Source organism: Kribbella monticola (assembly GCF_003261635.1).
Lineage (GTDB): Bacteria > Actinomycetota > Actinomycetes > Propionibacteriales > Kribbellaceae > Kribbella > Kribbella monticola.
The window spans coordinates 58,342-84,061 of sequence record NZ_QFXK01000038.1; the positions used below are offsets into that span (position 1 = coordinate 58,342).

A 25,720-nucleotide genomic window follows, 5' to 3' on the forward strand; every position below is an offset into this window, starting at 1 on the left:
GCAACCTGGCAACAGCACGATGGAGGCAATGACGATCATCCCAGCACTCGCCGAGCGGTACGGCGTACGCCCGGACCAGATCCGCGAGGTCCCAGGCGGTGTTGCGAACCAGACCTACACGCTCGGCGATCACCTGTTCCTGCGGATACCCCGCAGCCAGGAGTTCGAAGCCGACCTGGTGAAGGAGGTCGCGGTCATCCCGGTCGCCCGGGCCGCCGGAGTACGGACACCGGCGATCGTGGACTTCGACGACACCCGGTCGATCGTCGACGCGCCGTACGTGGTGATGGAGCGTGTCCACGCGACAGATCTCGTCGACAGCGAGGCGGAGCACCCGGAACTCTGGCCCGAGCTAGGCGACCAGATGCGCCTCCTGCACGAGACCAAGTATCAACAAATCAAGGGAGTGCCGACCGACGAGGACAATGACCCACGCCCCACCGTAGAACGCCTGGCAACCGATGGATGGATAGACACCGGTACTGCGAAGTGGCTGCTCACGTGGTTCGAGCACCTCGCCACCCGGTTCGATCGCGCAGCCCCCAACGTGCTGCTGCACGGAGACCTGGCGGCACAGAACATCATGGTCGACCAGGACGGCCGGTACTGCGCACTGATCGACTGGGGCGACGCCGCCTGGGGCCCGGCGGGCGCAGAGTTCGCCAAGCTCCGCCTGGAGCAGGTCGCCCAACTGCTACCCGGCTACCGGCAAGCAGGCCACGGCGAGCTGGAAGCAGCAGCCCTCTGGTTCCACCTCAGCTGGGGCCTCTCCAACCTCCTCAGCCCGAACCAGCCCAACCCCCTCGGCTCGGGCCGGTCCAACCCCCTCGGCTCGGGCCGGTCCAACCCCCTCGGCTCGGGCCGGTCCAACCCCCTCGGCTCGGGTCGACCCAACCCCTCGGCTCGGGTCGACCCAACCCCTCGGCTCGGGCCGGTCCAACCCCTCGGCTCGGGCCGACCCAACCCCCTCGGCTCGGGTCGACCCAACCCCTCGGCTCGGGCCGGTCCAACCCCTCGGCTCGGGCCGACCCAACCCCCTCAGCTCGGGCCGACCCAACCCCCTCAGCTCGGGCCGACCCAACCCCCTCGGCTCGGGCCGGTCGGACCTCCTCGACTCGGGTCGGTCGGACCTCCTTGGGTCGGGGCGGGGCGGGGTCGGTGGAGCGCCGCAGGAGGAGCTGCGGCATTGGACTGCGGCGCCCGCGAGTCGCCTGTTCGGCGTGCTGCGGTTCTTTGCTGGGGACCCTCCGTCGCCGTGGCGGGAGCTGGGCGGCCAGCAGCCCATCTTCTGACTGTGATCGACGTGGTTTCTGCCCGTAAAACAAGGGTTCGCGGACTTGTGCGGACATGGTGCAGACTGCTGTTTCGTGACTGACTACGTAGCTGCCTCCGACCGGTACGACGACCAGATGACCTATCGGCGCAGTGGCCGCAGCGGGCTGCAGCTGCCGGCGATCTCGCTCGGGCTCTGGCACAACTTCGGCGGTGACAAGCCGCTCGACACCCAGCGCGACATCCTGCGCCGTGCCTTCGACCTCGGCGTCACCCACTTCGACCTGGCGAACAACTACGGCCCGCCGTACGGCTCGGCCGAGACCAACTTCGGCGGTCACTTCGCCCGCGACTTCAAGCCGTACCGCGACGAGCTGCTGATCTCCACCAAGGCCGGGTACGACATGTGGCCGGGCCCGTACGGTCAGGGTGGCGGCAGCCGGAAGTACCTGCTGGCCTCGCTCGACCAGTCGCTGGACCGGATGGGTCTCGATTACGTCGACATCTTCTACTCGCACCGGTTCGACCCCGACACCCCGCTGGAGGAGACGATGGGCGCACTGGATGCCGCCGTCCGCTCCGGCAAGGCGCTGTACGCCGGCATCTCGTCGTACTCCGCGGAGAAGACCCGCGAAGCGGCCCGGATCCTCGACGAGCTCGGCACGCCGCTGCTCATCCACCAGCCGTCGTACTCGATGCTGAACCGGTGGATCGAGGAGGACCTGCTCGACGCCGTCGGTGAACTCGGTGTCGGCGTGATCGCGTTCTCGCCGCTGGCCCAGGGCGTGCTGACCGACCGCTACCTCGACGGCGTACCGGAAGGCTCGCGGGCGACGCAGGGCAAGTCGCTGAGCACCGACATGCTGACCGAGGAGACCCTGAAGCACGTCCGCGCGCTGAACGAGATCGCCAAGCAGCGCGGCCAGTCCGTCGCCCAGTTGGCACTCGCCTGGACGCTGCGCGACGACCGGGTCACCAGCGCCCTGATCGGCGCCTCCAGCGTCGCCCAACTCGAGGACAACCTGGCCGCGGTGAACAACCTGAAGTTCACTCAGGAAGAGCTGGACGCGATCGACGCGGACGCCGTCGAGGCCGGCATCAATCTGTGGAAGAAGAGCTCCGACGCCTGAGGCGGACCAGTACGAACCCCAGTAGGCCGACCGCGGCGGCCAGCGCGGCAAGACCGGCTGTGCGCCAGTACGACGAACTGCCGGTCGTCGCCGCGGTGGCCGCGGGCGTGCTGTCGCCGCCGGACTGGTTCGGAACGACGGCAGGTGCACCGGCTTCGACGGGTTTCAGTGTGACGTCGTTGCCGGTGCCACCGGAGTAGGTGATGGCGTACTGCGTTCCGGCCAGGGGCAGCCGGGCTCCCTCGGGGAGGTCGCGGAAGGTGCCGGTGACTGGGCTCGGACCGGTGTTCTCGATGAGGGTGATCTCTCGGCGGGCACCGGGTCGAGCGGTTGCGGCTGGGATATGCAGAGCGCCGGCCAGGTTCACCGTGCCGGTGACCTGCGGCGGTTCGGCGTTGAGCGGGACTGTCAGCGCGGCAGTGCGAGTTTGGGTGTAGGCGCCGGACACGGTGAAGGACCCGGTGAGCTGGCCAGTGTTCATCAGGGCGCCGGCTGAAATGGTGCCCGAGACGGTGGAGTTGCCACTCAAGCTCACGACGGCGCGGCGGTTCGCTGTGAGCGTTGTACCGGCGGCCATCGTGAGGTTGCGGAGGGTTTGGTTGCCGGCAGCGGTCAGGTCCAGGCGAGCGCCGGAGCTGGTGATGGCGGCAGCGCTGCTGTTGCGGAGGGTGCCTGCGGTGAGAGCCAGTGTTCCCCTGGAGATCGTGGTTCTGCCGGTGTAGGTGACGTCGCCGGTCAGGCGGGTCGTGGCCGGCCCGGCTTGAGCGAAGGAGCCCGTGCCGCTGATCTTCGACAACGAGACAGCATGGCGCACGTTCTGCACCACGAGTGAGCCGTTGTCGATCACCTTGAAGAGCGCGGCCTTCGTCAGCAGGCTGCCGTCGCCACCCGACCGCCCGCTACCCAATCGGAGTACGGCGCCCGAATCGATGGTCGTCGAGCCGTCGTAGTACTGGTCCGCTGCGAAGGTCACGTCGTTGCCGGGCACTGCCTTGATCACGATGTCCCCCGCCCCCGGCGATTTGAGCGTGTCGTGGAAGACGCCGCCGCCGATGGGCGCGCCCAGAGTGACCGGGCCGTTGTAGGCGAAGGTGAGCTTCGAGCGGGACCGCGCCGCCAGCAGGTTGATGTAGACGGTGTCCGCGGTGCCCGGCATGAAGATCTCGTGCGTGCTGCCGTCACCCCACTGGACATCGGCGCCCTTGATGTTGGTCCCACGCTTGTTGAGGTCGTGCGGGATCTTTCGCCAATTGATCCGGAGATCGCTCAGCGACGGGTCGGCGTCGCCGCCTCGATCGGAGTAGCTGTACTGCCCGGCCAGCACCACCTTGCCGCCCGGGCGGGAGTGGACGTTGATGTCGCTGCCGTATTCGCGCTGGTAGAAGTTCTGGCGCAGTACGACGGTCTGGCCGAGCGGGGTGTCGACGGTCCACGTCCCCTGGTTGAGGACCGCACGAACGTTGGGCAGCGCGACCGCGGACTCGGGTTTGCCGGCTGCCGTACCGGTGCCGTTGTCGATCACGCCGGAGAACGGCTGCGTACCGGCGAGATCGAGCGTGCCCCACAGGAACCGCGGCTGCGTGACCAGCCCGGAGCCGCTGATGGTGCCGAGGTTGATCGCCCGGGTGACCGACAGCCGGAGGGTGCCGTTGACTTCGATGTTGTCCTGGTTGAGCTCGAAGCCCGGTGTCTTGTACGGGAAGCGCCCGATCACGCCGGTCGTGCCGCCGTTTCCGTACTGCAGGGTGGCGCCACGATCGATGATCACCGCAGCCGGGTCGGGCGTGGCGACGACGACGTACGGATGATTGCCGCCGAGGATCCGGACGCTCTGCCGCTGCTGTGCCTTCAGCAGAGTGAAGTCGCTGTCCCTGGTCAGAATCAGCGTGCCGCGTCCCCTGATCCGCAGAGTCCCTTCACCGCGGATGACGCCTGCGTACGTCGTGGTCCCGCCCGGCACCGTGATCGACGCATCCCCGCCGAGCGTCACATCCCGCCCAGCCAGAACGTCACCGGTGATGTCCCGAGCACCGACCGCCACCGCCGCCACCGCTTGCACCGCCGCCCCCGGTTGCACTGCTGCCCCCAGCTGCACTGCCGTCTCCGGTTGCACCGCTGCCACCGGCTGGACTGTCGCAGCCCCTGGGCCGGCGAGCGCGGCGAGGGTAAGCAAGAGCTGGGTCGCACGCAGCGCGCCGGGGCGTCGTACCGTCACGCGACGGGCCTCCCTGAGGTCGATTCCCGCCGCCTGGCGAGGAGCGACCACCCTAAGTGGACGTACGTCGCAACACAGAGCGATTCACGCAAATCTTCACGGAGCGCTTCACTCGCTGACCACACCCGCACTCACCACACCGGTACGGCGGGTCGCCTGGCAGTCCCCGGAGTGAAAGCGGCCGGGCCCGTGGTCCGGGCGGATGCCTCCGCTCGGTACGGGCCCGGCCTGAAACCCTCCCCCACTGCGCCTGGTCGTGAGGGTGGGCCTTCTACCCGCCTCCGCTGCGCCTGGTGTGCGGAGGAGGGCTTTGGTTCCCGCCTCCGCTGCGCCTGGTGTGCGGAGGCGGGATCTTGCGCCCTCCCCCGCTGCGCCTGGAATGCGGGGGAGGACGGGTCTGTGGGTTACTTCAGCGCTTCGATCGCCTTCTTCGCGCCGGGGTGCAGCGGCACCGGGTCGGTCTTCTCGGCGTTCTCGATCGTGATGCCCTTGGCCGCCGCGTTCACCTGAACCAGCGCGTCCTTGTTCTCGAAGATCGCCCTGGTGAGCTTCTCGGCGAGTTCGTCGGACATGTTCTTCCGGACCAGCAGCACGTTCGGCACGATGATCGTCGGCACCTCGGCCGGCTGCTTGTAGGTGGCAGCCGGAATGGTGCCCTGGGCATAGATCGTGCCGTAGGTCTTCTGCAGCGCGGGGAGCAGGTCCGTGATCGGGATCAGCTTCACGTCCTTACCGAGGCTGGTGGTCAGGTCGGTGATACCACCGGTCGGCAGCCCGCCGGACCAGACCAGCGCATCGATCGAGCCGCTCTTCATCGCATCCACCGATTCCGGCAGCCCGAGCCGCTGGGCGGTGACGTCGCGGGTCGGGTTCAGCCCGGCCGCTTCGAGCAGCCGCCGCGCGATCACCTCGGTGCCGGAGTTGGGCGACCCGGTGGAGACCCGCTTGCCCTTGAGATCGGCGATCTTGGTGATTCCCGACGAGGCCCGGACCGCGACCTGGGTGTAGTTCGGGTACAGCCGCGTCAGCGCGACCACGTCCTGCGGTGCCTTGAAGCTGTGCTCGCCCTTGACCGCGTCGGCTGCCGTGTCGCCGAGCGAGAACGCGATGTCGTAGTTGCCCGCCACCAGGCCTTGCACGTTCTGCACCGAGGCTCCGGTCTCGCTGGCGGTCGCCCGATAGCCCTCGACCTTCGACGAGATCACCGAGGCGAGCGCGCCGCCCAGCTGGTAGTACACGCCGGTGGTGTTGCCGGTGGCAATCGTCAGCCGGCCGCCATCGGTACCGGCCTTGCCGCCCTCGGGTTCGCGCTGCCCTCCGCAGGCGACCAGCGAGACGGCAGCGGCCACGGCGACCACGACGAGGGGAAGACGACGGGTTCTCATGAAGTGGCGGATCCTTCCGTAGCTCCGATCAGGCGCTGCCGCCTGAGGAGATTGATGACGACGGCAACGAAGAGCAAACCGATTCCGACCGCGATGGTTACGGGCGCGAGGTAGAGCAGCAACAACGCGGACGGAACACAGAGCAGTCGCTCGACCCAGCCGGTGGCGATCGCGATCCAGCCTCCGGTCACCACCGCGAGCGCGGCGACCGCAAGCATCGAGACTCCCAGCGTCCAGGCCATCCCGATCCAACTGCCCTGTCCCAGCAGGTGCGCGCCGTTGTCGGTCAGCACGAACGCGAACGGCACCAGGAAGGCCGGGAGCGTGTACTTCCACGCCTGCCACATCGTCGCCATCGTCTTGCCGCCGGTGATCGCCGAGGTCGCCACAGCGGCCAGCGCGGTCGGCGGCGACACCTCGGAGAGCACCGCGTAGTAGAAGATGAACATGTACGCCTCGGGCTGGGTCACGCCGAGCTGCACCAACGCGGGCGCGATGATCACCGCAGCGATGATGAACGACGCAGTCACCGGCACGGCCAGTCCAAGGATCAGTACTGCGAACGCGGACAGCACGACGGTCAGGATCAGCACGACCGTCGGGTTCTCCGTCAGCCCCTTCGCCGCGTCCACGATGATCTCGGCGAGGTTCAGCCCCAACCCGGTTTGGGTGGTGACGGCAACAATCACGCCGGCCGTCGCGCAGGTGGCCGCGACCGGCAGCACCGATCGGGTGCCCTGGGCAAGCGCTTTGAACAGCGGGCCGGCGGTCAGCCGGTGCTCACGGTCGAGGAACGACAACCCGAACTGGATGATCACCGCGTAGACCACGGCTTTGAACGGCGGGACATCCACCGCCATGAATCCGATGATCACGAACAGCGAGAGGAAATGGTAGCTGAACCGCAGCAGCAGATGCCGCGCGGATCGGGTCGACGTCTCGGCGTTGGTCGTCCCGTGCTTGCGGGCATCGATCTCGATCGCCAGCAGGATGCCCAGGTAATAAAGAATCGTGGGGATCGTCGCGTACCCGAGCACGGTCAGGTACGACACCTGCAGGAACTCCGCGATGATGAACGCGGCTGCTCCCAGCGTCGGAGGCGACAGGATGGCGCCGATACCGGCAGCCGCGAGCATCCCGCCGGCGGGCTCAGGCGGGTAGCCCGCGCGGCGGAGGATCGGCCACGACACAGTGCCGAGCGACACGGCCGTCGCAGTACCGGAGCCGGAGACGCTGCCCAGCAGGAAGCCGGCGAGAGTGACAGTACGGCCGGGCGCAGTACGGCTTCGTTTGAATGCAGCAAACGACAGGTCGATGAAGAACTTGCCTGCGCCCGAGTAGTCCAGCACTGCGCCGTAAATGGTGAACAGCACGATGTAGCTGGCCGCGACTCCCAGTGGCGTGCCGTAGAACCCTGCGGTGCCCATCGTGAACTGGGCGATGATGGCGTCGAAGTTGAAGCCCTGGTGGGCCAGCGACCAGGTGTAGGGGAGATAGCCGCCGTAGTACGCGTAGGCAATGAACAGCAGGCTGAACGCGGGCAGCACCCAACCCGTAGTACGACGGCATGCTTCGAGGAGTAATACGAGCAGTACTGCGCCGGCGAGGACGTCGAGGGTGGTCGGGGTCTGGCGTCGTTCGAGGTAGCCGTCGAAGTCGAGCAGCGGATAGAGACAGACCGCCAGGGCGACCGCGGCCAGCGCCCAGTCGACGATGCCGGGGTTGTCGCTTTCTCTGCTCCGGGCCTTGAAGGGATTCAGGAACGGCGGCACGTGCCAGCCCCGATAGCACAACAACGTGATCGGAAGGACGGCTGCGAGAAAGATCACTAAATAAAACTGGGTACCGGCCGAGAGCGGGAAGAAGACCTGGAGCAGTACGCCGATGCTGACCACCGCGCACCAGGCCGAGATCACTTGGTCGAGGGCAGGATGCAGCCGCCGGGCAGGTTTTTCCTGCTCGTACTCGGCTAGCTCGGACTCGGAGAACGCGGCGGTGCCGCCCCCCGTACCAACACCCACAGTCATTGACCGGTTCCCTCCTGTGCTCGAAGGCTAGTGTCGGCGACCACGCCATGGAGTCGCGTGATTACGTCTTTACCAAGATCTGACACACATGTTGCTGTCCTGCCCTACGATCACGGCATGAGTGGCGCCGTCAGGATTCTGCTGGTCGAAGACGATCTCGATATCGCCAACGCACTGATACCCGCGCTGCGGCGCTACGGCCTGATGGTGACCCACGTCCGGACCGCCGCCGACGCGCTCGCAGCCGACCCCGGCGACCTCGTGCTGCTCGACCTCGGCCTGCCCGACGGCGACGGCATCAACGTGTGCCGGCAGATCCGTACGGTGTCCGACGTGCCGGTGATCGCGGTGACCGCGCGCGGCGAGGCGGCCGACCGGGTCCGCGGTCTGCGCAGTGGCGCCGACGACTATGTGGTGAAGCCGTTCGCCATCTCCGAGCTCTTGGCCCGCATCGATGCTGTACTTCGTCGTACCGGTCTGCTCCAGCCCCGCCCGCGGGTGACCGTCGGCGATCTGACCGTGGACATCGAGGCGCGGACGGTGCAGGTCGCGGACAAGCCCATCAGCCTGACCCGCAAGGAGTTCGACGTGCTAGCTGTGCTGGCCGCCCACCACGGCCGGGTGGTGCCGCGCGAGCAGGTCGCGCTGTACGCCTGGCAGTCCGTGTTCGAGGCCTCCTCGCGGACGATGGACGTGCACGTCGCCAGTCTCCGGGCCAAGCTCGGCCGCCCCGAACTCGTCCAGACCATCCGCGGCGTCGGCTACCGCCTGGGTTCGGACTGACCGTTGCGCCGTCGCCTGCTGCAGTCCCTCGTCCCGATGGTGGTCGTCCTCGCCATCGTCGCTGCTGTGCCGCTGGCCAACTACATCGCGACCAGTGCGTCGCGCACGCTCTTCCTTTCCCGCAGCAACGACGCCGACTGGTTCGCGACGATGGCCGAGTCGCCGCTGCAGACCGGCGACATCGCGAGCCTGCGCGAACTCGCCGTCCGGTACCACGAGCTCTACAACACCCCGGTCTTCGTCGTCGACGTCGACCGCCGGGTCATCGCGACCTCTCGGTCCGGCGTCGACGTGCAGGAGTCCGACCTGGACGCCGCTCTGGACAGCACGCTGGCCGGCCGCCTCCCTGCCGAACCGCCGGCCCTGTGGCCGTGGCGATCCGGTGAGATGGTCGTCGCGCGGCCGGTCGTGAACAACGGTCGCGTACTCGGCGCCGCAGTACTGCGGGTGCCCACCGAGAAAGGACGCGACCAGGTCGAGCGTGGGCTCCTGCTGCTGCTCGGCGGCCTCCTGATCAGCATCGGCGCCGTTGTCATCGGCATCGTCCGCCCGGTCACCCGCTGGGTACTGCGGCCGCTCAACGACCTCGACAACGCGACCCACCAGGTCACCCGCGGCGCCCTCGACACCCGCGTCTCCACCGACGGCCGCGCCCCCGAACTCCGCCGCCTCGGCGACAGCTTCAACTCGATGGCGCTCAGCCTCCACCAGGCCCGGCAGCGCGAACGCGAGTTCGTCGCCGACGCGTCCCACCAGCTTCGTACGCCGCTCACTTCGGCCCGGATCCACATCGAAGGGCTCTCCCGGCTGTCCCCGACCGCCCGCTTCGCCCTCAGCGACATCGACCGGCTCGGCCGGATCGTCCAGCGGCTTTCCCGGCTGGCCGGTTCCGACCGCCCGGGCGACATCGAGGGGAGCGACGACGCGCTCGACCTGGCGCAGGCGGTGAAGGAGCGGCTGGTCGGCTGGAAGGCCGTGTACGCCGCCGACGACCTCGAACTCATCATCGGCGAAATGGTCCCCGGTGGCGTCGCCCCCGAACTCGAGGTCGACGACATCCTCGACGTACTGCTCGACAACGCCTCCAAGTACGGCGCACCGCCGGTCGAGGTCTCCGTCACCCGCGACGGCACCGAGGTCGTCCTGTCCGTGCGCGACCACGGCCTCGGCCTCGGCTCCCGCGACCTCAAGAAGGTCGGCGAACGCTTCTGGCGCAGCGCCCACCACCGCGAAATGCCCGGCACAGGCCTCGGCCTCGCCATTGTCCGCTCCGAAGCAGCCCGAGTCGGCGGCCGCGTCGTAGCCCGCCCTCCCGTCGGCGGCGGCCTGGTCATCGAAGTCCGCGTCCCCCTCATCGAGGACTACGACGTCTAGTACTACGAACAGGGCCCCACGCAAGCTTCTACGTCGCCGCTGGATGAAAGCGGTGTGACTCCCTTCGGCGTGACCAGCAGCTACTCGGCGGTGAAGAGTGCTGCGTTGAGGAAGTCGGGGCCGAAGGTGCCGGCTCGGTTGTCGCGGACCTGGCGTAGTTCGACTGGCTTCAGCGCCTGGAAGATCGTCCGCAGGTCGTCGAGGGTGAAGGCCATCCCGCCGGCGGTGTCGCCGCTCAGGACGATCTGCTGGTCGGTGGGGGTCTCCATCTGTTCGCCGGCGAAGGTGACGATGCCGAAGCGGCCTCCCGGGCGTACTGCGGGCAGAACCCGTTCGAGGTAAGAGATCCGGCGGTGCGGCGCGATGTGGTGGAAGCAGCCGGAGTCGTAGACCACGTCGTACTGGCCTGCCGGGAGTGGGTCGTGCAGGACATTCAGCGCGGTGAGGGTGACGGATTCGGGCATCGTCGGCCGGACGTGTGCCAGCAAAGGCGCGGCCAGGTCGATGCCTTCCACCGTCGCGCCCTGCTCGGCGAACCATCGACTGTTCCGCCCCGCACCACAACCGATGTCCAGCACGCGGGCTCTGGAGAGATCTCCGAGCAGGCCGCGATCGTGCCAATCGACCAGCGGTTCGTCCGGCAACGACGTCGCGAGTGGGTGCCCGGGCGTGGTCAGCAGGTTGGTCCAGAACTCGGCAGCGGACTGATCGGAACGGTCGCCACGATCACTCGCCGCCACCGAATGATCGAGAATTTCCAGTAGCTGATCGACCGTAGAAATACGCGCGGGATTCACTGTCGAATTCTACCTTTTGAACGCCCAGCTGAGCGTGGAATCCCTGCTCAGATGTGGTTGTTGCGGTACCAGCGTTCGGCTGCGGGGTGCAGCGGAATCGGCATCGTGGCGATCGCCGAACGGGCGTCGAGCGAGCCTGCTTCCGGGTGGAACTGCATCAGGTCGGCTTGCCGGCGGAACAGGGTGTTCAGTGTCCACCAGGCCCAGGAGTCGGACAGGCCGCGCCTGGCCAGCAGGTAGTTCGGTACTGCGAGGGTCGGTACCGAACTCGACAGTTGGTAGATCGAGGGCGGGATCGAGGACAGGATGTACCCGCCGAAGCGCCGCAGGGCGATCTGCTCGGCGATCTTGCCGATGTCCACCAGCCGGAACCCGATCGTCGACTGGAGGTCCTTGATCGGGTCGGTCGGTAGGCCGCCGCTCCAGATCAGCGCGTCGATGCCGCCCGGTTTGGTCGGCTCCTTGGCCCGCAGGATGAGTCGCGCGACCGCCGTCTCGAGGTCGAACTTCCGGGCCCGGACCTTGACGTTGGCGGCGGTGAGGATGCGCTCGGCGATCACCCTGGTGCCGGAGTTGTCCGGGCCGATGTTGACTTCCTTGCCGGCCAGTTGCTCGATCTTGAAGACGTCCGAGGCAGTCGGTACGACGATGTGCACGTAGTTGTCGTACGTCCGGGCCAGCGCGGTGAACCGCAGTACGCCGGAGGTGAAGGCACCCTCGCCCTCCCACGCGTCCAGGGCCGAGTCCGACAGGCTGAAGCCGAGGTCGGCGGTCCCGCTGTGCAGCATTCTCAGGTTCTGGATCGAGCCGGCGGTCGGGACGGTGGTCATCGACACCCCGGTGACCTCGGTGACGAGCTTGGCCAGCCCGTCGCCGTACTTCTGGTAGACGCCGCCGGCATTCCCGGTGGCCAGTCTGGCCGGTGACGCGGGGGCGGGCTCGTCGGAGCGGCCGCGCGAACAACCGGGTGTCACCAGGGCGGCCGCGGTGGCTGCCCCCAGTCCGAGCACACTCCGGCGATTCAGCAGGCGGGGACGATCCATGGGAACAACCTAGAGGGCACCCGGTCCCCACGGGTAGTCGCTCCGCTGCGACCCGCGCCACCATCGCCGGGCCGCCCGCGGATGCGTCACTACCGCGCGTACGCGAGCGAACAGGTCTGGACGGGCCCCCACCTGGTGTGACAGCGTTGTCAACACAGTCGGCCGTGAAGGCCGCGTCTACCCACTGAGCACCACCCCGTCATCGGAGGATGATTTCGTGCACGACGACCGTCAACTCATCGAGGAGCGGCTCCAGCGCGCCCTGCGGGAGCGGATCCGCCCCGCGATCTACGGCGCGGCCGTCCCGCTGGACATCAAGGTGTGGCATGCGCCCGGTGAGCCGGTGTCCCCCGCAGAAGCGCTGGCGGCCAGCTATGAGCCCGCCGAGATCGGCCTGCCCTGGGGTGCTCCGTGGGGCACTGCGTGGTTCCACTTCAGCGGCCAGGTGCCGGCCGAGTGGGCCGGCCGCGAGATCGAGGCCGTCATCGACCTCGGCTTCAGCGGCGGCCCGGGCTTTTCCGCGGAGGGCCTGGTGCACACCACCAAGGGCGTCCCGCTGAAGGGCCTGCACCCGCGCCAGACCTACGCGCCGCTGTCGATCCTCGGCCCGGACGGTACGGCTGCGTCGCCCGGCGACTCGATCGAGTTCTACGTCGAGGCGGCCGCCAACCCCGAAGTACTGGGCTGGAACGCGTTCGCTCCGATCTCCGCCGACCTCGGCGCCAAGCCGGAGCCGGGCGGCAAGCCGATCTACCAGCTCACCCGCGCCGACCTGGCCGTCTTCAACGCCGAGGTGTGGGACCTGATCCTCGACCTGGAGGCACTCAACAGCCTGCAGCAGGAACTGGCCCCGCAGGAGCCGCGCAGCCGTGAGATCCTCCGTGCGCTCAGCCGCGCCCTCGACGTACTGGACTACGAAGACGTCGCCGGTACTGCGGCTGACGCGCGCGCCGAGCTCACCGACGTACTGAGCCGTCCCGCGCACGCCAGTGCTCACCAGATCTCCGCGGTCGGTCACGCGCACATCGACTCGGCCTGGCTCTGGCCGCTGCGCGAGACCCGCCGCAAGGTGGCCCGCACGGTTTCCAACGTCGCGACGCTCGCCGAGGAGTATCCCGAACTCGTCTTCGCCTTCTCCCAGGCGCAGCAGCACGCGTGGGTGAAGGAGAACTACCCCGAGATCTGGGAGCGGCTGAAGAAGGCCGTTGCCGAGGGCACCATTGTTCCGGTCGGCGGGATGTGGGTCGAGTCCGACACCAACCTGCCCGGCGGCGAGGCGCTGGCCCGGCAGTTCGTGCACGGCAAGCGGTTCTTCCTGGACGAGTACGGGATCGACACCCAGGAAGTGTGGTTGCCGGACTCGTTCGGCTACACCGCGGCGCTGCCGCAGCTGGTGAAGCTGTCCGGTTCGAAGTGGTTCCTGACCCAGAAGATCTCCTGGAACCAGAAGAACAAGTTCCCGCACCACACCTTCTGGTGGGAGGGTCTAGACGGCACCCAGGTGTTCACGCACTTCCCGCCGATCGACACCTACAACTCCGACCTGTCCGGCCGCGAGCTGGCCCGTGCGCAGCGCAACTTCGCCGAGAACGGTGCGGCGACGCGTTCGCTGGCTCCGTTCGGGTACGGCGACGGCGGTGGCGGCCCCACCCGTGAGTTCATCGCGACCGCCCGCCGGGTGGCGAACCTGGAGTCCTCGCCGCGGGTGACGATCGAGTCGCCGACCGAGTTCTTCAGCGCCGCCCAGGAGGAGTACCCGGACGCCCCGGTTTGGTCGGGTGAGCTCTACCTGGAGATCCACCGCGCGACGTACACCTCACAGGCCAAGACCAAGCAGGGCAACCGTCGCAGCGAGCACCTGCTGCGCGAGGCCGAGCTGTGGTCCACGGCCGCCGTGGTCGCCGGCAAGCTCGACAGCTACCCGTACGAGGAGCTGGACCGGATCTGGAAGGCCGTGCTGCTGAACCAGTTCCACGACATCCTCCCCGGCAGCTCGATCGCCTGGGTGCACCGCGAGGCCGAAGCGACGTACGCGAGGCTGGCCGAGGAGCTCGAGGCGATCATCGCCAAGGCCCAGCAAGCGCTGGCCGGCGAGGGCTCGAACCAGGTCGTCTTCAACGCCGCCCCGCACGGCCGCGAGGGCGTCCCCGGTCTCGGCGCCGGGATCACCACCGGCGCGGGCCAGGCCGCCACGATCGACGGCCAGGTCCTCGACAACGGCCTGATCCGGGTCACCGTCGACGACCGCGGCCTGATCACCAGCCTGTACGACGTGGCCGCCGACCGCGAGGTGATCGCACCGGGCACCGCCGCGAACCTGCTGCAGCTGCACGTCGACACCCCGAACCAGTGGGATGCCTGGGACGTCGACTCGTTCTACAAGAACACCGTCCGCGACATCACCGAGGTCGACACCGTCGACTTCTCGGTCGAGGACGGGGTCGCCACCGTCGTGGTGAAGCGGTCCTTCAACCGGTCCAGCGTCACCCAGACGCTGCGGTTGCGGCCGGGCGCCAAGCGGGTCGACATCGAGACGGCGATGGACTGGCACGAGTCGGAGAAGTTCCTCAAGGCGGCGTACCCGGTGGACGTGCACGCCGACCGGTCCGCCTCGGAGACCCAGTTCGGGCACATCTTCCGGCCGACCCACCAGAACACCTCGTGGGACGCGGCGAAGTTCGAGATCGCGGCGCACCGCTGGGTCCACGTCGGCGAGCCCGGCTACGGCGTCGCGGTGGTGAACGACTCGACGTACGGGCATGACGTCAACCGCACCGCGCGCGCGGACGGCGGAACGACGACCACGATCCGTACGTCGCTGATCCGGGCGCCGCGCTTCCCCGATCCGCAGACCGACCAGGGGCTGCACGTCGTCAACCACGCGCTGGTGGTCGGCGCCGGGATCCCCGAGGCGATCGAGGAGGGCTACCGGATCAATCTGCCGGAGCGCGTCGTCACCGGTGCGGCGGGCGTCGACCCGATCGTTGCCATCGACAACGGCAACGTGATCGTCGAGGCCGTCAAGCTGGCCGACGACCAGTCCGGCGACGTCATCGTCCGCCTCTACGAGTCCTCCGGCGGCCGCTCCCGCGCCACCATCACCCCAGGTTTCCAAGCCGGCGCGGTCACCGAGGTCGACCTCCTCGAACGCACTCTCACCGACCACGACCTCGTCAACGGCACAGTCGCCCTGGACCTCCGCCCCTTCCAAATCCTCACCCTCCGCTTCACCCGCGCCTGACACCCCCAAACAGCAGGGCCGCCCAGTCCCGGGCGGCCCTGCTGTCGTCCAGCCCACCCGCCCCGGGTCGCGGGCTCCTCCGTCGCCCGCTCAGTGGGTGCCTGGCTGGCGTTGTTTCCAAACGAACTCGGAAGCCTGTCCATCGCCTCAAAGCCAACTAGGTCAGCGCTGCTTGCCAGGGAACTCTCGACGCTCTCTGCGCCAGTGTCCTTGACCATTCTCAATCAATGGTCGCTACCGGCTCGGCCAAGTACTCCAGCCGTCGCTCGTGATCAGATGGCTGTTTGACGGCGGTGGTGGACGTCGCGTCCGCGAGCTTCGTGCCGGGCGTCACGGGACGGAGGGTTGGGACTGCTGCCCGATCCGGTGACTACGCCGTGAGGCGGTCGGCTTCGGCCAGGAGGAGGTCGCCGAAGGGTTGGAAGCCGATGCTGCAGGCGTAGACGCCGCTGACGACTCGGTGGATGGTTCCCCATTCCCAGATGGCGGTGGCGTCCACGCCCGTACGAGAAGCCAGCTGTTCGGTCCGCACCCGGAGGTCATCCCCGAGGTCCGGGTTGCAACGCACGATGGTGCCGAGATCGCACGCGGGTTCGGCCCGCAGCCCGGTTGGGTCGATGAGCTTGTAGCTGCCGTCACTCGCTTGCAGGGCGTTCAGCTCGTGGATATCGCCGTGGACCAGAACCGCGGACCGATCGTCATGGGCAAGGCGACGACGATTCATACAGTCCAGTGCGTCCGCCACGGTGGCCGGCGAACACGGTCGGCCCGCCTGCTCCCAGAGCTTTGGCAGCCGATCGGCGTACTGCTCAGCCAAGTTCGCGCCGGTTGGAAGGTCACTGTCGGGACCCACCGGACGCCACAGGCGAACCGCCACTTCGCACAGCAAGGCGTGGCGGCTCGCAGGGTCGGCGACGACGTCGTACATCGGTGCCCCAAGACGTTCCAGCAAAAGGGCTTGCCGACTCACGTCTTCGCCCAACAGCTTGGCGCATCCCTCTCCATTGGCCAGCCGCAACGCCATGGCCTCCGGCCCGACGTCCCGACCTGGCACACCGATCTTGAGGACCGCCGGAGTTCCGTCAACCAGCGTTACCTCGAGGACCAGGGCGGCATGACCGCCCGCCAAGCTGGACCCGATCATCAGAGACCATTCCTGAGCCAGCGAATCGACCACACCAGGCAGTTCATCGAGCCAGGCTTCGTTCCCGTCAGCTATGACCGTCTTGCGGACTTGGTCAGGGATGTCGAGGCTCACACCGCCAACCTAGTATTCCGGCCCGAGTTCGGCTCTCCGACGGCGGTGGTGTGGACGCCACCTGGCGTTCACCGGGCTGACGTAGCGTGGGAGGGACGCTGGAGGTGGGAGGTGGCATGACGACGCCCTTGCTGGGATCGCGCACGCTTGACCGGGAGACGGCTCGATCTCTGCCACCCGGGTCGCGGTTGCCGACGCTGGTGCAGACCTTTCTGTTCGCGGGGCATCGCAAGACCTTCTTCCCACGGCTGAGAGCCCGGTACGGCGATGTCTTCACGATCCGCCTCGTACCAGGCAGCCGGGTGGTCGTGGTGCTCAGCCGGCCCGAGCACATCCGCGAGGTGTTCGGCGCCTCGCCGAAGGTGATGCACGCGGGCGAAGGCAACACCGTGCTCGCTCCGATCATGGGCCAGCACTCGCTGCTGCTGATCGACGACGACGATCACGCCCGGATGCGCCGCCAACTGATGCCCGCCTTCAACGGCAGCGCCTTGCGCGGCTACCGCGAGATGATCGGCCGCCTGGCCCGTGCCGAGGTCGCCACCTGGCCGATCGGTGAAACCTTCAAGCTGCACGAGCGAACGCGCACCCTGACACTCGAGGTCATCCTGCAGGTCGTCTTCGGCGTCACCGACCAGGACCGGCTGGCCCAGCTCCGGCCGCTGCTCGAGCGGATCGTCGCGGTCCGTCCGATCATCATGCTCGGCGGCTTCTATCCGCGCTTGCTGCGCATGCGTCCCTGGCGAACCTATCTGGAGATCCAGCGCGAGGTCGACGCGATCCTGTACGACGAGATCGCGACCCGGCGCTCCCAGCAAAACCTTGCCGAGCGCAACGACGTGCTCTCGCGTTTGCTTGCCGCCGGCATCTTGTCCGACATCGAACTCAGAGATCAACTGGTCACCCTGCTACTGGCCGGCCACGAGACCACGGCGACGGCGCTGGCGTGGGCATTCCACGAACTGGCCAGAGACCCAGAGCTGTTGCGAGCCGGACAACGAGCCGCCGACGAGGGCGACGACGAGTACCTGGAAGCGATCACCAAGGAGTCGATGCGGCTGCACCCTGTCGTGTACCAGGTGGGCCGCCGCGTCACCGAGACGGTAGAGATCGCCGGCTACCGCCTGCCGCGCGGAACGACCCTGATGGCCGCGATCGGCCTCGTACAAAGCGACGAGCAGCACTTCCCCGCCGTGTCCGAATTCAAGCCGGACCGCTTCCTTGGCCCGAACCCGCCCGCACCAGGCACCTGGATCCCCTTCGGCGGCGGTGCCCGCCGCTGCATCGGCGCCGGCTTCTCGTTGCTAGAAGCAACCGAAATCCTCCGCGCCGCCCTCACCCGCTACGACGTCCACGCCCCCCGCCCCGAACCAGAAAAAACCCAACCCCGCAACGTAACCCTCGTCCCCGCCCGCGGCTGCGAAATCACCATCACCCCCCGCTAACCAGCTGAGGCTGTCGAACCCACGCCGGGTCGCAGGCTCCTCCGCCGCCCTGCTCAGTCCGTGGGCGCGCCGCCGCCTAGCTGCAGCTTGCTCGTGGTCCAGCAGCGGGTGTCCGCACGCATCTCACCGGCCCCGCTGGCTGAACGTCGCGTAGCCCGTTGGGTTGGCGCTCAGCGCCGATCCCTGCTAGGTACTGCTTGTGCTCTTAAAGTCGAGAAACACGTGACCCACGCAGGTTCCACCTCTGACGCGCCACGGCCGGGGTAGCAGGTCGTCGCACCCTGGCGGCGAGCACCAGGCACGAGGGGCTCGCCGCGAGGAGTCATCAGAGGTCACCATGGCCGCCTTACCTGCAACCTCAGCCAGGCACCCATTGAGCGGGCGACGGAGGAGCCCGCGGCGCCGGGTGGGTGGGAGCCAGGCGGCGGAGGGCGCGACGGAGGAGCGACCGTAGGCGGCGGCGTGGGGCAGACCGCCTCAGCTCAAAGGATTCAGTCCTCCAGGTCGCCGATGTCGCCCAGGTCTACGTCGCGGACGTCCTCGATGTCGGTTTCGTCCTCGTCGTCGAGTACGAAGGGTTCGTCGTCGTTGACGACGTGGACGGCTGCTTCCTCGGCGCTCGCGCCGGCGCCGTCGAAGCCGACGTCCTCGGCGACCAGGTCCTTCTCGAGGTCGGAGTGGGCGCCTTCGTCCGGTGCGACGAGCCGGCCGGAGCGGGCCTCGCCGACCTCGGGACCGCCGACGTTCTCGTCCTCCTCGGCGTACGGGTCGATGTCGGGCTCCTCCTGAGCGATCCGCTGGTCCAGGGTCTCGCCTTCCAGCGCCTCGTCGGCGGTGGTACCGAAGCCTTCTCCCGCGGACCACTTCTCCGGCGGCGAGTAGCCCTCGTCCAGCAGGTCGTCCACGCCGCGGTCGTTCAGCGTGTCCTCGGGCTGCAGCTGGTCCTCGTCGTCGACGCTGTAGCTGCCGTAGTCCTCACGGTTGTTCTCGGTCATGCCCCCACCCTGACCGTCCAGGGGAGCTGAATCAAGGCAGAGCGCGGCCGTGTCCCCCGGACGGCGTACGGCGTACTCCATGATGGTGTGATGGATCCGGTCAGGCTGACCCTGGAACAGCTGCGTGAGCTGCGCGACGACGTCGCCCCGCAGGCCGCTCGCCGGTCCAGAGCCTCCGTACGCCGTCGCGTCGACCGTTGGCGCAACCGGGCGTTCTTCATCGCCCAGTGCGCGCTCGCCGCCGGCGTCGCGTGGGGATTGGCCCGCTATGTGGTCGGTCACAAAATGCCGTTCTTCGCGCCGGTCGCGGCAATGGTCTGCCTCGGGTTCAGCTTCGGGCAGCGGTTGCGCCGGGTTGCCGAGGTGATGGTCGGTGTGGCTGTCGGGGTCGGGGTCGGCGACCTGTTCGTCAAGATGTTCGGTACCGGGATCCCGCAGATCGTCTTCGTCGTCGCGCTGGCGATGAGCGTCGCCGTACTGCTCGGCGCGGGCAACCTGATGGTCACGCAGGCCGGCGTACAGGCGGCGATGGTCACCACCTTGCTGCCCGATCCGGGGGCCGGGTTCAGCCGCTGGCTGGATGCGGCGCTCGGCGGCGTCGTGGCGTTGGCCGCGGCAACGATCGCGCCCGCCGCGGCGATTCGTCGCCCTCGGCAACAAGCCACCGGCGTACTGAACGAGCTCGCCTCCCTCCTGGTCGAGACGGCCGACGGGCTGCGCAACCACGACGAGAGCGACCTGACCGACGCCTTGCGTCGTGCCCGGGAGAGCGAATCCCTGCTCGACGATCTCCGTAGCGCCGCATCCGAAGGGGTCGCGGTGGTCCGGATGTCCCCGTTCCGGCGGCGGCATCGCGGCCGGGTTCAGGAAGTCGCCGACCTGGTCGTCCCGCTGGACCGGGCGATCCGCAACATCCGGGTCCTGGTACGCCGGGCGGCGGTCGCCGTCTGGCGAGGCGAGCAGATCCCCGCCGAATACCCGCAACTGCTCGAACGCCTCGCCGACGGTACCCGGCTGATCGCGGAGTCCCTGTTCGAACCGGCCGCCGACGTGGCAGCCCACCGGGTCCTCGGCGAACTCGGCCGCCGTACTGCGGACCTGCCCACGCCCGCCGGTCTGTCCGCCGTGGTGGTGCTCGGCCAGATCCGCTCGACGATCGTCGACCTCCTGGAACTGACCGGTGCGACCTACGAGGAAGCCCGCGACCTGGTCCCGCTGAGACCAGACGGACTGGATGAGAAGTAGGTCACACCAAAAAGTTTTCCGGAATCTCCGTCATACCCCGGGTCCGCGTGCGTCTCACTGGCATGACGATCCACCGATTGATGAGCGTTCTCGCCGCTGAGCAGACCGGCGAGACTCCCGCGGCCGACGCCGCCCCCGACGACCAGTTCGACGCCGCCGCCGAGCAGTAAAGGCGCGAACCGGACGGACGGGCAGGCGACGCACCCGGACGGTCTCCCCCACCGAGGTAGACCGCACGGAGGTCGCACGACGCAAGAGGCGCCCTTGTGCGCAGCGTCGCCTGCACCGTCACCGGTGCTCTCACCACAGAGGGAGCACCCCAAACCACCCGCCGAGTCAGTCCTGACGCCGCTTGCGCGAGGCTCAGGGCCGACCGGCGGGTGGTTTTTTGGGTGTCTGGGCTACTGGACGACCGTGATCTCGGTGGTCACCGAGTTCGCGATGAAGCACTCCTCGTGCGACAGGTGATGGATCCGCTCCAGCGTCTCCGCGTCCGGCGTCGGCCCGGCGAAGGTGATCTTCGGGTGCAGCGTCACGTGCGTGATCGCCAGCTTGCCGGCCGCGTTCTTGGCCATCACGCCGACCGCGTGGTCGTCGTACGAGTCGACCACCAGCCGCTTCTTCGCCGCGATCGACAGGAACGTCAGCATGTGGCAGGACGACAAGGCCGCCACGAACGCCTCTTCGGGGTCGACCGGCCCGGGACTGCCCCGGTACGCCGGATTGGCGGACCCGGGCACCGTGATCCCGCCGTCGAAGCGCCACTCGTGGTCCCGGCTGTAGGTGTCGTAGGTGAACTCGTGCTCACCGCGGCTCCAGCTGACATCGACCACGTGCTCCGACATGTCGCGCTCATCCCTCCGAGATTGCGGCCAGCACCTTGGCCGGTGCCGTCACCGGATTGCATCGTACGGCGGCGCGCCCGGGCAGCTGAGCGACGAAGTCACTGTCGTACCGCGCGGCCATCCCCGCCACCGGGAAGTCGGTCGTCACGTACTGCGCACCGCTCGCCAGGGCGACTCCGACTCGGCTGGTCTCGTTCGCCCGGATCGTCGACAGCGGCTCGTCGGAGCGCGTCCGGACCAGGTAGCCCTTCTTCACCAGCCGCTGGATCTCGGCGGTGTTCGCCCCGCGCGGGTCGTTCACCTCGGTGATCGCCGCGTCCGGCTCGCCCTCGGGACCGCGGGTGAAGACGGCCCGGCCCTCCAGGTTCGGCCTGCCCTCGCGGTACAGGTCGCGGAGCTCGCCCGGGCCGCCGTTGTCGAAGTAGAACATCACCTTGCCGCGGGCACTGGCCAGGCTCGGCCAGCCCTTGGTCAGCACCGACTGCTCGAGCGTCAGGCCGTCCTTGCGGACGTTGTCGGGGGTGATCAGGTCGCCCGCGGCGAAGACCGAGCGGATCTCGGTGTCGACGCTGTTCAGGTTGGTCAGGTCCCACGGCGGAGCCTTGACGCCACCGGCCGCGACCACGTTCGGGTCGGACTGCTTCAGCTCGAGGTTGATCGAGATCGGCGCGGCGTTCGGGTGCTGGTCGGTCCAGCTCTTGACCTGCTGCAGGCAGATCACGAACGTGCGGCAGTTGGTGTTGTAGTCGAAGTCCGGGATGTGCATCACCTTGATGCCGGGCTGGGCCAGCGCCGGATCGGTGAGCGGACCCTGGCCGGTCAGCTTGCGGATCAGCGGGTACGTGTACAGGCCGCCGGCCGGGTCCGGGAACAGGTCGAACTCGAGTGTCCGGACGCGCTGGTCCTGCAACTGCTGCTGGATCGGGGCATGGGAGTACCACAGGTCCACCGAGCCGGGGTTCTGCTGCTTCTGCACGGCCTGCTCGGCCGGGCTGAGCTCACGGTGGTAGGAGTTGTGGGAACCGATCTGCTGGACCTGGTTCATCCGCAGCCCCGAACTGCCCGCGGTCCGCAGGGTGTCCGGCGTGTGCTTGGCGGGGGCCAGGGCCGAGCCGGCCAGGCCTCCCAGGGCGACGGTCGCGGACGCGAGTCCCGCGACCATCTTGGTGCCGATCTGCATCTGGATCTCCTTAAAAGATCTGGCGGTGGATCTGGGGAAGAGTCTGGTCCAGACCGGTGTCACTGAGCTGGACGAAAGCTGTCATGGCAGGGACCAGCGGAGTTACACACAGGTTGATGACATCACCCGGTGTTTTGGCAACGTTGTCGCTTCCGCGGGGCACAATGAGGCCATGGTCACCACTTCAGCCGGCGCGGACCAGGCCTCGGGCGGCGAAACGGCCTATCCGTTGCGCCGGACCCCGACCCAGGACCGGGCCAGCCGCCAGGTCGAGCGGATCCTGGACGCCGCTTGTGCCGAGGTGGTCGAGCGCGGGTACGACGCGGCGTCCACCAGCACCATCGCCAAGCGCGCAGAGATCGCGGTCGGCAGCGTCTACCGGTACTTCCCGGACAAACGCACCCTGATCCAGGCCATCGAGCGCCGCAATCAGCACCGCTACACCGAGGCGGTCCGGGAGCGGCTGGCCCTCGTCGAGGACTGGCGGCAGGCCGTCGACGTCACCTTGGACACCTTCCGGGAGATGCACCGCACCGATCCCGGCTTCCGCGCTGTCGTGCTGAGCGGACTCGGCGATCCGGAGCTGGAGGCGACGCCCGGCGAGTTCGACGACCAGCACGCGGACGAGTTCGCCGAGCTGCTCAGCTCGCGGTTCGGGGCCCGGGACAGTCACGAGTTCCGGCTGAGCGTGACGCTGACGATCGCGATGGGCGAGGCGCTGGCCCACCTGGCGGACCGGCTGCCGGCCGATGCCTCGGAGTACGTGCTGTCCCAAGGACGCCCGGCGCTGCATCGCCTGCTCGAGCCCCACCTCCCGTAGCCGCGGCCTGTTGACGGCGGCCCGGCCGCGGCGGCGGATCCGCCGCCGCGCTGCTCGAGCCAGGGAGGTCGGCTCGAGCAGGTGAAGAACTACACGATCAAGAATCAAAACGCCCCCGCCACTCGGGCGAGGGATCGGGTACACCGGTCTGGCCGGCTCCTGGGAATCGTCCCAGGCAAGGTTGGTCTAGGGCTGTGGAACAGGGTCCGATGATCGCGGCCCGAGCTGGGGCCAGTGGCTGACCCGGCCCGCGATCCTGGCCCGACGGGGCGTCCGTACGTCGTAGCTCACGATCACCCGGTCGTCCTTGGTGTAGACCAGCCTGCTGTTCACCGGCACCTTGCGCTGAACCTCGAACGGCCCCTCGCCGTGCCGCGTGTAGTACTCGACGGTGACCTCGACGTACTCCGCCGGCGCACCGCCGACCAACTGACCCCGGATCGGGCCCCGGACCCGCACGACCCGCCCCGCCGTCTTCTCCTCACCCGGATCGCGACGCCTCGCTCCCGCGACCACATCTGCCACGATGCATGCTGCGACCAGCAGCACCAGGCCGAACCCACCGAATACAACGATAGTCAACATGGCACTCACCCCCGACGCGCCGCCCGCAGCGGCGCGGTCGTCGTTGTCGATACAGCTGTGCGGCCCTCCCGCACGACGGTTCTGACGCTGCCCGGAAGTGGCCGGTTCCCACCTTTCGAGAAAAGACTTCCAGTCGTCACCGAAGCTCGGGGCAGCAGGCGATGACCGGGACGCTACGAATCGCCCAACATGCTGAACTCGTACTGCGTCGGCACGGGCCGGTCCGTGCCCAGGCGACTCTGGATCTCCCGCCACAACCCGGCCAGATCGTTCTCGCCCTCGCGAAGGCCGGGCAGCTCGATCCCCTCGTCCAGCAGCGCCTCTGCTCCCGCCGGATCGCCGCTGAGCAGAAGCAGCCGGACCCGGGCAAGGCGGACTCTCGGATCCGCTCCGACCTGATCGGCTTGCTCCAAGATGCGTTGGGCCCGGTCCGGCTGACCGGCAGCGAGACAGGCGTTCATCGCCTCGGCGATCAACTCGGCACGCTGCGGCGAACAGAGTTCCACCGCCCGTTCGTAGTACGAGTCGTCACTGGTGGCGATCGCCAAGTTCCGCACGGCCCAGGGGTTGTACCCGGATTTGTGCCAAGCGGTGATCGCGCCGTCCCGATCGCCGGCGTACCAACGGGCGACGCCGCGGTGGTACCAGACAAGCCAGTTGTCGTCTTCGACCGCTTCGAGAAGTTCACGCCAGCCGACCAAGGTTCCGTCCGGCGCTCCGTCGCGCAGCGGCATCCGCCCTTCGAGCGCAGGCAACCAGGCCCGCTCGCGTTCGGACATGGTGTCGTCGGCGAACGGTGTGCCGCTCGACACCTTCCATCCGGTACGGCGCAACTCGAGCGCTCCCCAACCGGCACCGGCGAACAAGCTTTCCACCGGAGCAGCGTCGGCGACCGTCAGCCAGCTGCTTTCCCGCTCCGCCAATTCGGTTGCGCTGAGCAATGACTCGAGAAGCTCACCGACGCCGGTTCGAGCAGTCACCCAATCCTCCGCATGCGCGACCCCTGGATCGACGTCGAGGCGGCCGTAAGCTTCCAGCCAATGCCAGTTCGTTGCGGCAGGCAACTTCAAGTGCTCGAGCTGGGTCCGCGCCAGGCCGGCCTGGATCTCGCAGTACCCATCGCCTTGCTTGCCTGGCGACAGCCACTCCTGCCAGCGATGACCGCCGCGGCTCTCACCCCAGACGAACATCTTCCGGCCTTGAAGGCGCGCAGTCGAGGTCTGCACCAACCCGTTGCCTTCGGCATCGAGTGCCGTGATCCAGGGCTGCTGCTCCGGTACCGGTTCGAAGAAGAAGTCGATCGCACGCTTGTGCCGCATCGGGTAGCTGAGGTCCACGCCCTCTAGTACCGGAACGTCGACGAGATCGAGCCGGTTGCTGTAGCCGTGCTGCCAGGCCTGGTCCGCGGGCACCAGGACGCGGGTCTGCGGAGTCTGCTCGACGGCGATGTTCGACCACCAGTACGCCGGAGCCGGGTCGCTCGACGGATTCTGGATCCGCGCGCCGACGTACAGGAACTCCGAGTTCTCCGGGAGCCAGAAGTCGAGTTGGGTGACGAGGTTGCGGGTGCGTTCCCACTCCCACAGTCGCAGGATCGGCGTACCGTCCGGGCCTTCGACGCGGGCAGCGTGCATCGGTGAGCAGGTGCCGGTCCAGTGTCCGGTGCTGCCGAGGTTCCACTCGACGCCGCCTGCGAACCAGGCGTCGCGGAGGGCGAGGTTGGCCGGCTGGAGCACCGGGTTGCGATAGAGCAGTTCCTGGCCGCTCGGCTTGTGCACGAGCGAGTAGAGGCGACCGCCGAGCGACGGCAGGATCGTTGCGCGCAGATGGTCGTTCTCCAGTACGAGCGTGGGGATCGGCCGGTCGACGAGGTGACGGTCGTAGTTGTCCTGGAGGAGGCAGGGCAGCGGGTTGCTCAGTCCGCCGTACTGCGCGTTCTGCTGCAGCTCCGCGGGCAGCTCGGCCAGGTTGCCGAGCGGCGGGCGGCCGACCTGGTGGATCGGCGGTAGCGGATTCTCCGGTCCGAGCGCGGCGGCGGGCAGAACCAGATCTTGCGCAAAAAGGATCGTCACAGCCCTCA

The 25,720-nt window shown here is 68.1% G+C and carries 19 protein-coding genes; 8 read left to right on the top strand and 11 right to left on the bottom strand.

Going from position 1 to position 25,720, the window contains the following annotated elements; genetic code table 11:
* Positions 1 to 28: 28 nt before the first annotated feature.
* Both DIZ26_RS30475 and mgrA read left to right on the top strand, forming a co-directional pair.
* Complete coding sequence (locus tag DIZ26_RS30475) at positions 29 to 1,375, top strand: aminoglycoside phosphotransferase family protein (RefSeq protein ID WP_198676368.1); 1,347 nt, start codon at positions 29 to 31, stop codon at positions 1,373 to 1,375.
* On the top strand, positions 1,368 to 2,402 hold the full coding sequence (mgrA, locus tag DIZ26_RS30480; RefSeq protein ID WP_112247843.1) for an L-glyceraldehyde 3-phosphate reductase: 1,035 nt from the start codon (positions 1,368 to 1,370) through the stop codon (positions 2,400 to 2,402). Before DIZ26_RS30475 ends, mgrA begins: the two co-directional genes overlap by 8 nt.
* Here the strand turns inward: mgrA and DIZ26_RS30485 are convergent.
* From DIZ26_RS30485 to DIZ26_RS30495, 3 genes are all read right to left on the bottom strand, one after another.
* Entirely contained in the window at positions 2,371 to 4,617 is a 2,247-nt protein-coding gene (locus tag DIZ26_RS30485; protein WP_198676369.1) for a hypothetical protein, read from the bottom strand. The genes mgrA and DIZ26_RS30485 overlap by 32 nt on opposite strands.
* Positions 4,618 to 5,021: 404 nt before the next feature.
* Positions 5,022 to 6,002: a TAXI family TRAP transporter solute-binding subunit gene (locus tag DIZ26_RS30490; protein ID WP_112247845.1), complete on the bottom strand. Its 981-nt coding sequence runs from the start codon at positions 6,000 to 6,002 to the stop codon at positions 5,022 to 5,024.
* Positions 5,999 to 8,029, bottom strand: a complete 2,031-nt coding sequence (locus DIZ26_RS30495; protein WP_112247846.1) for a TRAP transporter permease — start codon at positions 8,027 to 8,029, stop codon at positions 5,999 to 6,001. Before DIZ26_RS30495 ends, DIZ26_RS30490 begins: the two co-directional genes overlap by 4 nt.
* A gap of 117 nt (positions 8,030 to 8,146) precedes the next feature.
* Between DIZ26_RS30495 and DIZ26_RS30500 the strand changes: the two genes are divergently transcribed.
* Both DIZ26_RS30500 and DIZ26_RS30505 read left to right on the top strand, forming a co-directional pair.
* The gene (locus DIZ26_RS30500) at positions 8,147 to 8,812 is read left to right on the top strand and encodes a response regulator transcription factor (RefSeq protein ID WP_012918592.1); all 666 of its coding nucleotides are present in this window, start codon (positions 8,147 to 8,149) and stop codon (positions 8,810 to 8,812) included.
* Positions 8,813 to 8,815: 3 nt separating this feature from the next.
* Positions 8,816 to 10,186, top strand: a complete 1,371-nt coding sequence (locus tag DIZ26_RS30505) for a sensor histidine kinase (RefSeq protein ID WP_232828710.1) — start codon at positions 8,816 to 8,818, stop codon at positions 10,184 to 10,186.
* An 80-nt stretch (positions 10,187 to 10,266) separates the two neighbouring features.
* Here the strand turns inward: DIZ26_RS30505 and DIZ26_RS30510 are convergent, their stop codons facing one another.
* Together DIZ26_RS30510 and DIZ26_RS30515 are read right to left on the bottom strand one after the other, a co-directional pair.
* On the bottom strand, positions 10,267 to 10,983 hold the full coding sequence (locus DIZ26_RS30510) for a class I SAM-dependent methyltransferase (protein WP_112247848.1): 717 nt from the start codon (positions 10,981 to 10,983) through the stop codon (positions 10,267 to 10,269).
* 47 nt (positions 10,984 to 11,030) lie between these two features.
* Positions 11,031 to 12,026: a TAXI family TRAP transporter solute-binding subunit gene (locus DIZ26_RS30515; protein WP_112247850.1), complete on the bottom strand. Its 996-nt coding sequence runs from the start codon at positions 12,024 to 12,026 to the stop codon at positions 11,031 to 11,033.
* 217 nt (positions 12,027 to 12,243) lie between these two features.
* On the opposite strand from DIZ26_RS30515, the gene DIZ26_RS30520 reads away from it, so the two are divergent.
* A complete protein-coding gene (locus DIZ26_RS30520) occupies positions 12,244 to 15,267 on the top strand; it encodes an alpha-mannosidase (RefSeq protein ID WP_112247852.1) in 3,024 nt (1,007 codons plus the stop codon).
* Positions 15,268 to 15,637: 370 nt separating this feature from the next.
* Here DIZ26_RS30520 and DIZ26_RS30525 read toward each other — a convergent pair whose 3' ends face one another.
* Complete coding sequence (locus tag DIZ26_RS30525; protein ID WP_112247854.1) at positions 15,638 to 16,525, bottom strand: aminoglycoside phosphotransferase family protein; 888 nt, start codon at positions 16,523 to 16,525, stop codon at positions 15,638 to 15,640.
* A gap of 116 nt (positions 16,526 to 16,641) precedes the next feature.
* On the opposite strand from DIZ26_RS30525, the gene DIZ26_RS30530 reads away from it, so the two are divergent.
* Entirely contained in the window at positions 16,642 to 17,970 is a 1,329-nt protein-coding gene (locus tag DIZ26_RS30530) for a cytochrome P450 (RefSeq protein ID WP_112247856.1), read from the top strand.
* Between the two features lie 491 nt (positions 17,971 to 18,461).
* Here DIZ26_RS30530 and DIZ26_RS30535 read toward each other — a convergent pair whose 3' ends face one another.
* The gene (locus tag DIZ26_RS30535) at positions 18,462 to 18,965 is read right to left on the bottom strand and encodes a DUF5709 domain-containing protein (protein ID WP_112247858.1); all 504 of its coding nucleotides are present in this window, start codon (positions 18,963 to 18,965) and stop codon (positions 18,462 to 18,464) included.
* 90 nt (positions 18,966 to 19,055) lie between these two features.
* Between DIZ26_RS30535 and DIZ26_RS30540 the strand changes: the two genes are divergently transcribed.
* Entirely contained in the window at positions 19,056 to 20,210 is a 1,155-nt protein-coding gene (locus DIZ26_RS30540; protein WP_112247860.1) for an FUSC family protein, read from the top strand.
* A gap of 401 nt (positions 20,211 to 20,611) precedes the next feature.
* On the opposite strand, the gene DIZ26_RS30545 is transcribed toward DIZ26_RS30540, so the two are convergent.
* The gene (locus tag DIZ26_RS30545) at positions 20,612 to 21,055 is read right to left on the bottom strand and encodes an OsmC family protein (RefSeq protein WP_112247862.1); all 444 of its coding nucleotides are present in this window, start codon (positions 21,053 to 21,055) and stop codon (positions 20,612 to 20,614) included.
* Between the two features lie 7 nt (positions 21,056 to 21,062).
* Positions 21,063 to 22,235, bottom strand: a complete 1,173-nt coding sequence (locus DIZ26_RS30550; RefSeq protein WP_112247864.1) for a phosphatidylinositol-specific phospholipase C1-like protein — start codon at positions 22,233 to 22,235, stop codon at positions 21,063 to 21,065.
* Positions 22,236 to 22,407: 172 nt separating this feature from the next.
* Between DIZ26_RS30550 and DIZ26_RS30555 the strand changes: the two genes are divergently transcribed.
* A complete protein-coding gene (locus DIZ26_RS30555) occupies positions 22,408 to 23,055 on the top strand; it encodes a TetR/AcrR family transcriptional regulator (RefSeq protein ID WP_112247866.1) in 648 nt (215 codons plus the stop codon).
* A gap of 186 nt (positions 23,056 to 23,241) precedes the next feature.
* Here the strand turns inward: DIZ26_RS30555 and DIZ26_RS30560 are convergent, their stop codons facing one another.
* Both DIZ26_RS30560 and DIZ26_RS30565 read right to left on the bottom strand, forming a co-directional pair.
* Entirely contained in the window at positions 23,242 to 23,640 is a 399-nt protein-coding gene (locus tag DIZ26_RS30560; RefSeq protein WP_232828711.1) for a DUF3592 domain-containing protein, read from the bottom strand.
* A 173-nt stretch (positions 23,641 to 23,813) separates the two neighbouring features.
* Positions 23,814 to 25,712 (bottom strand): DUF5107 domain-containing protein, encoded by a 1,899-nt coding sequence (locus DIZ26_RS30565; protein WP_232828712.1) that lies wholly within the window; start codon positions 25,710 to 25,712, stop codon positions 23,814 to 23,816.
* Positions 25,713 to 25,720: the final 8 nt, after the last annotated feature.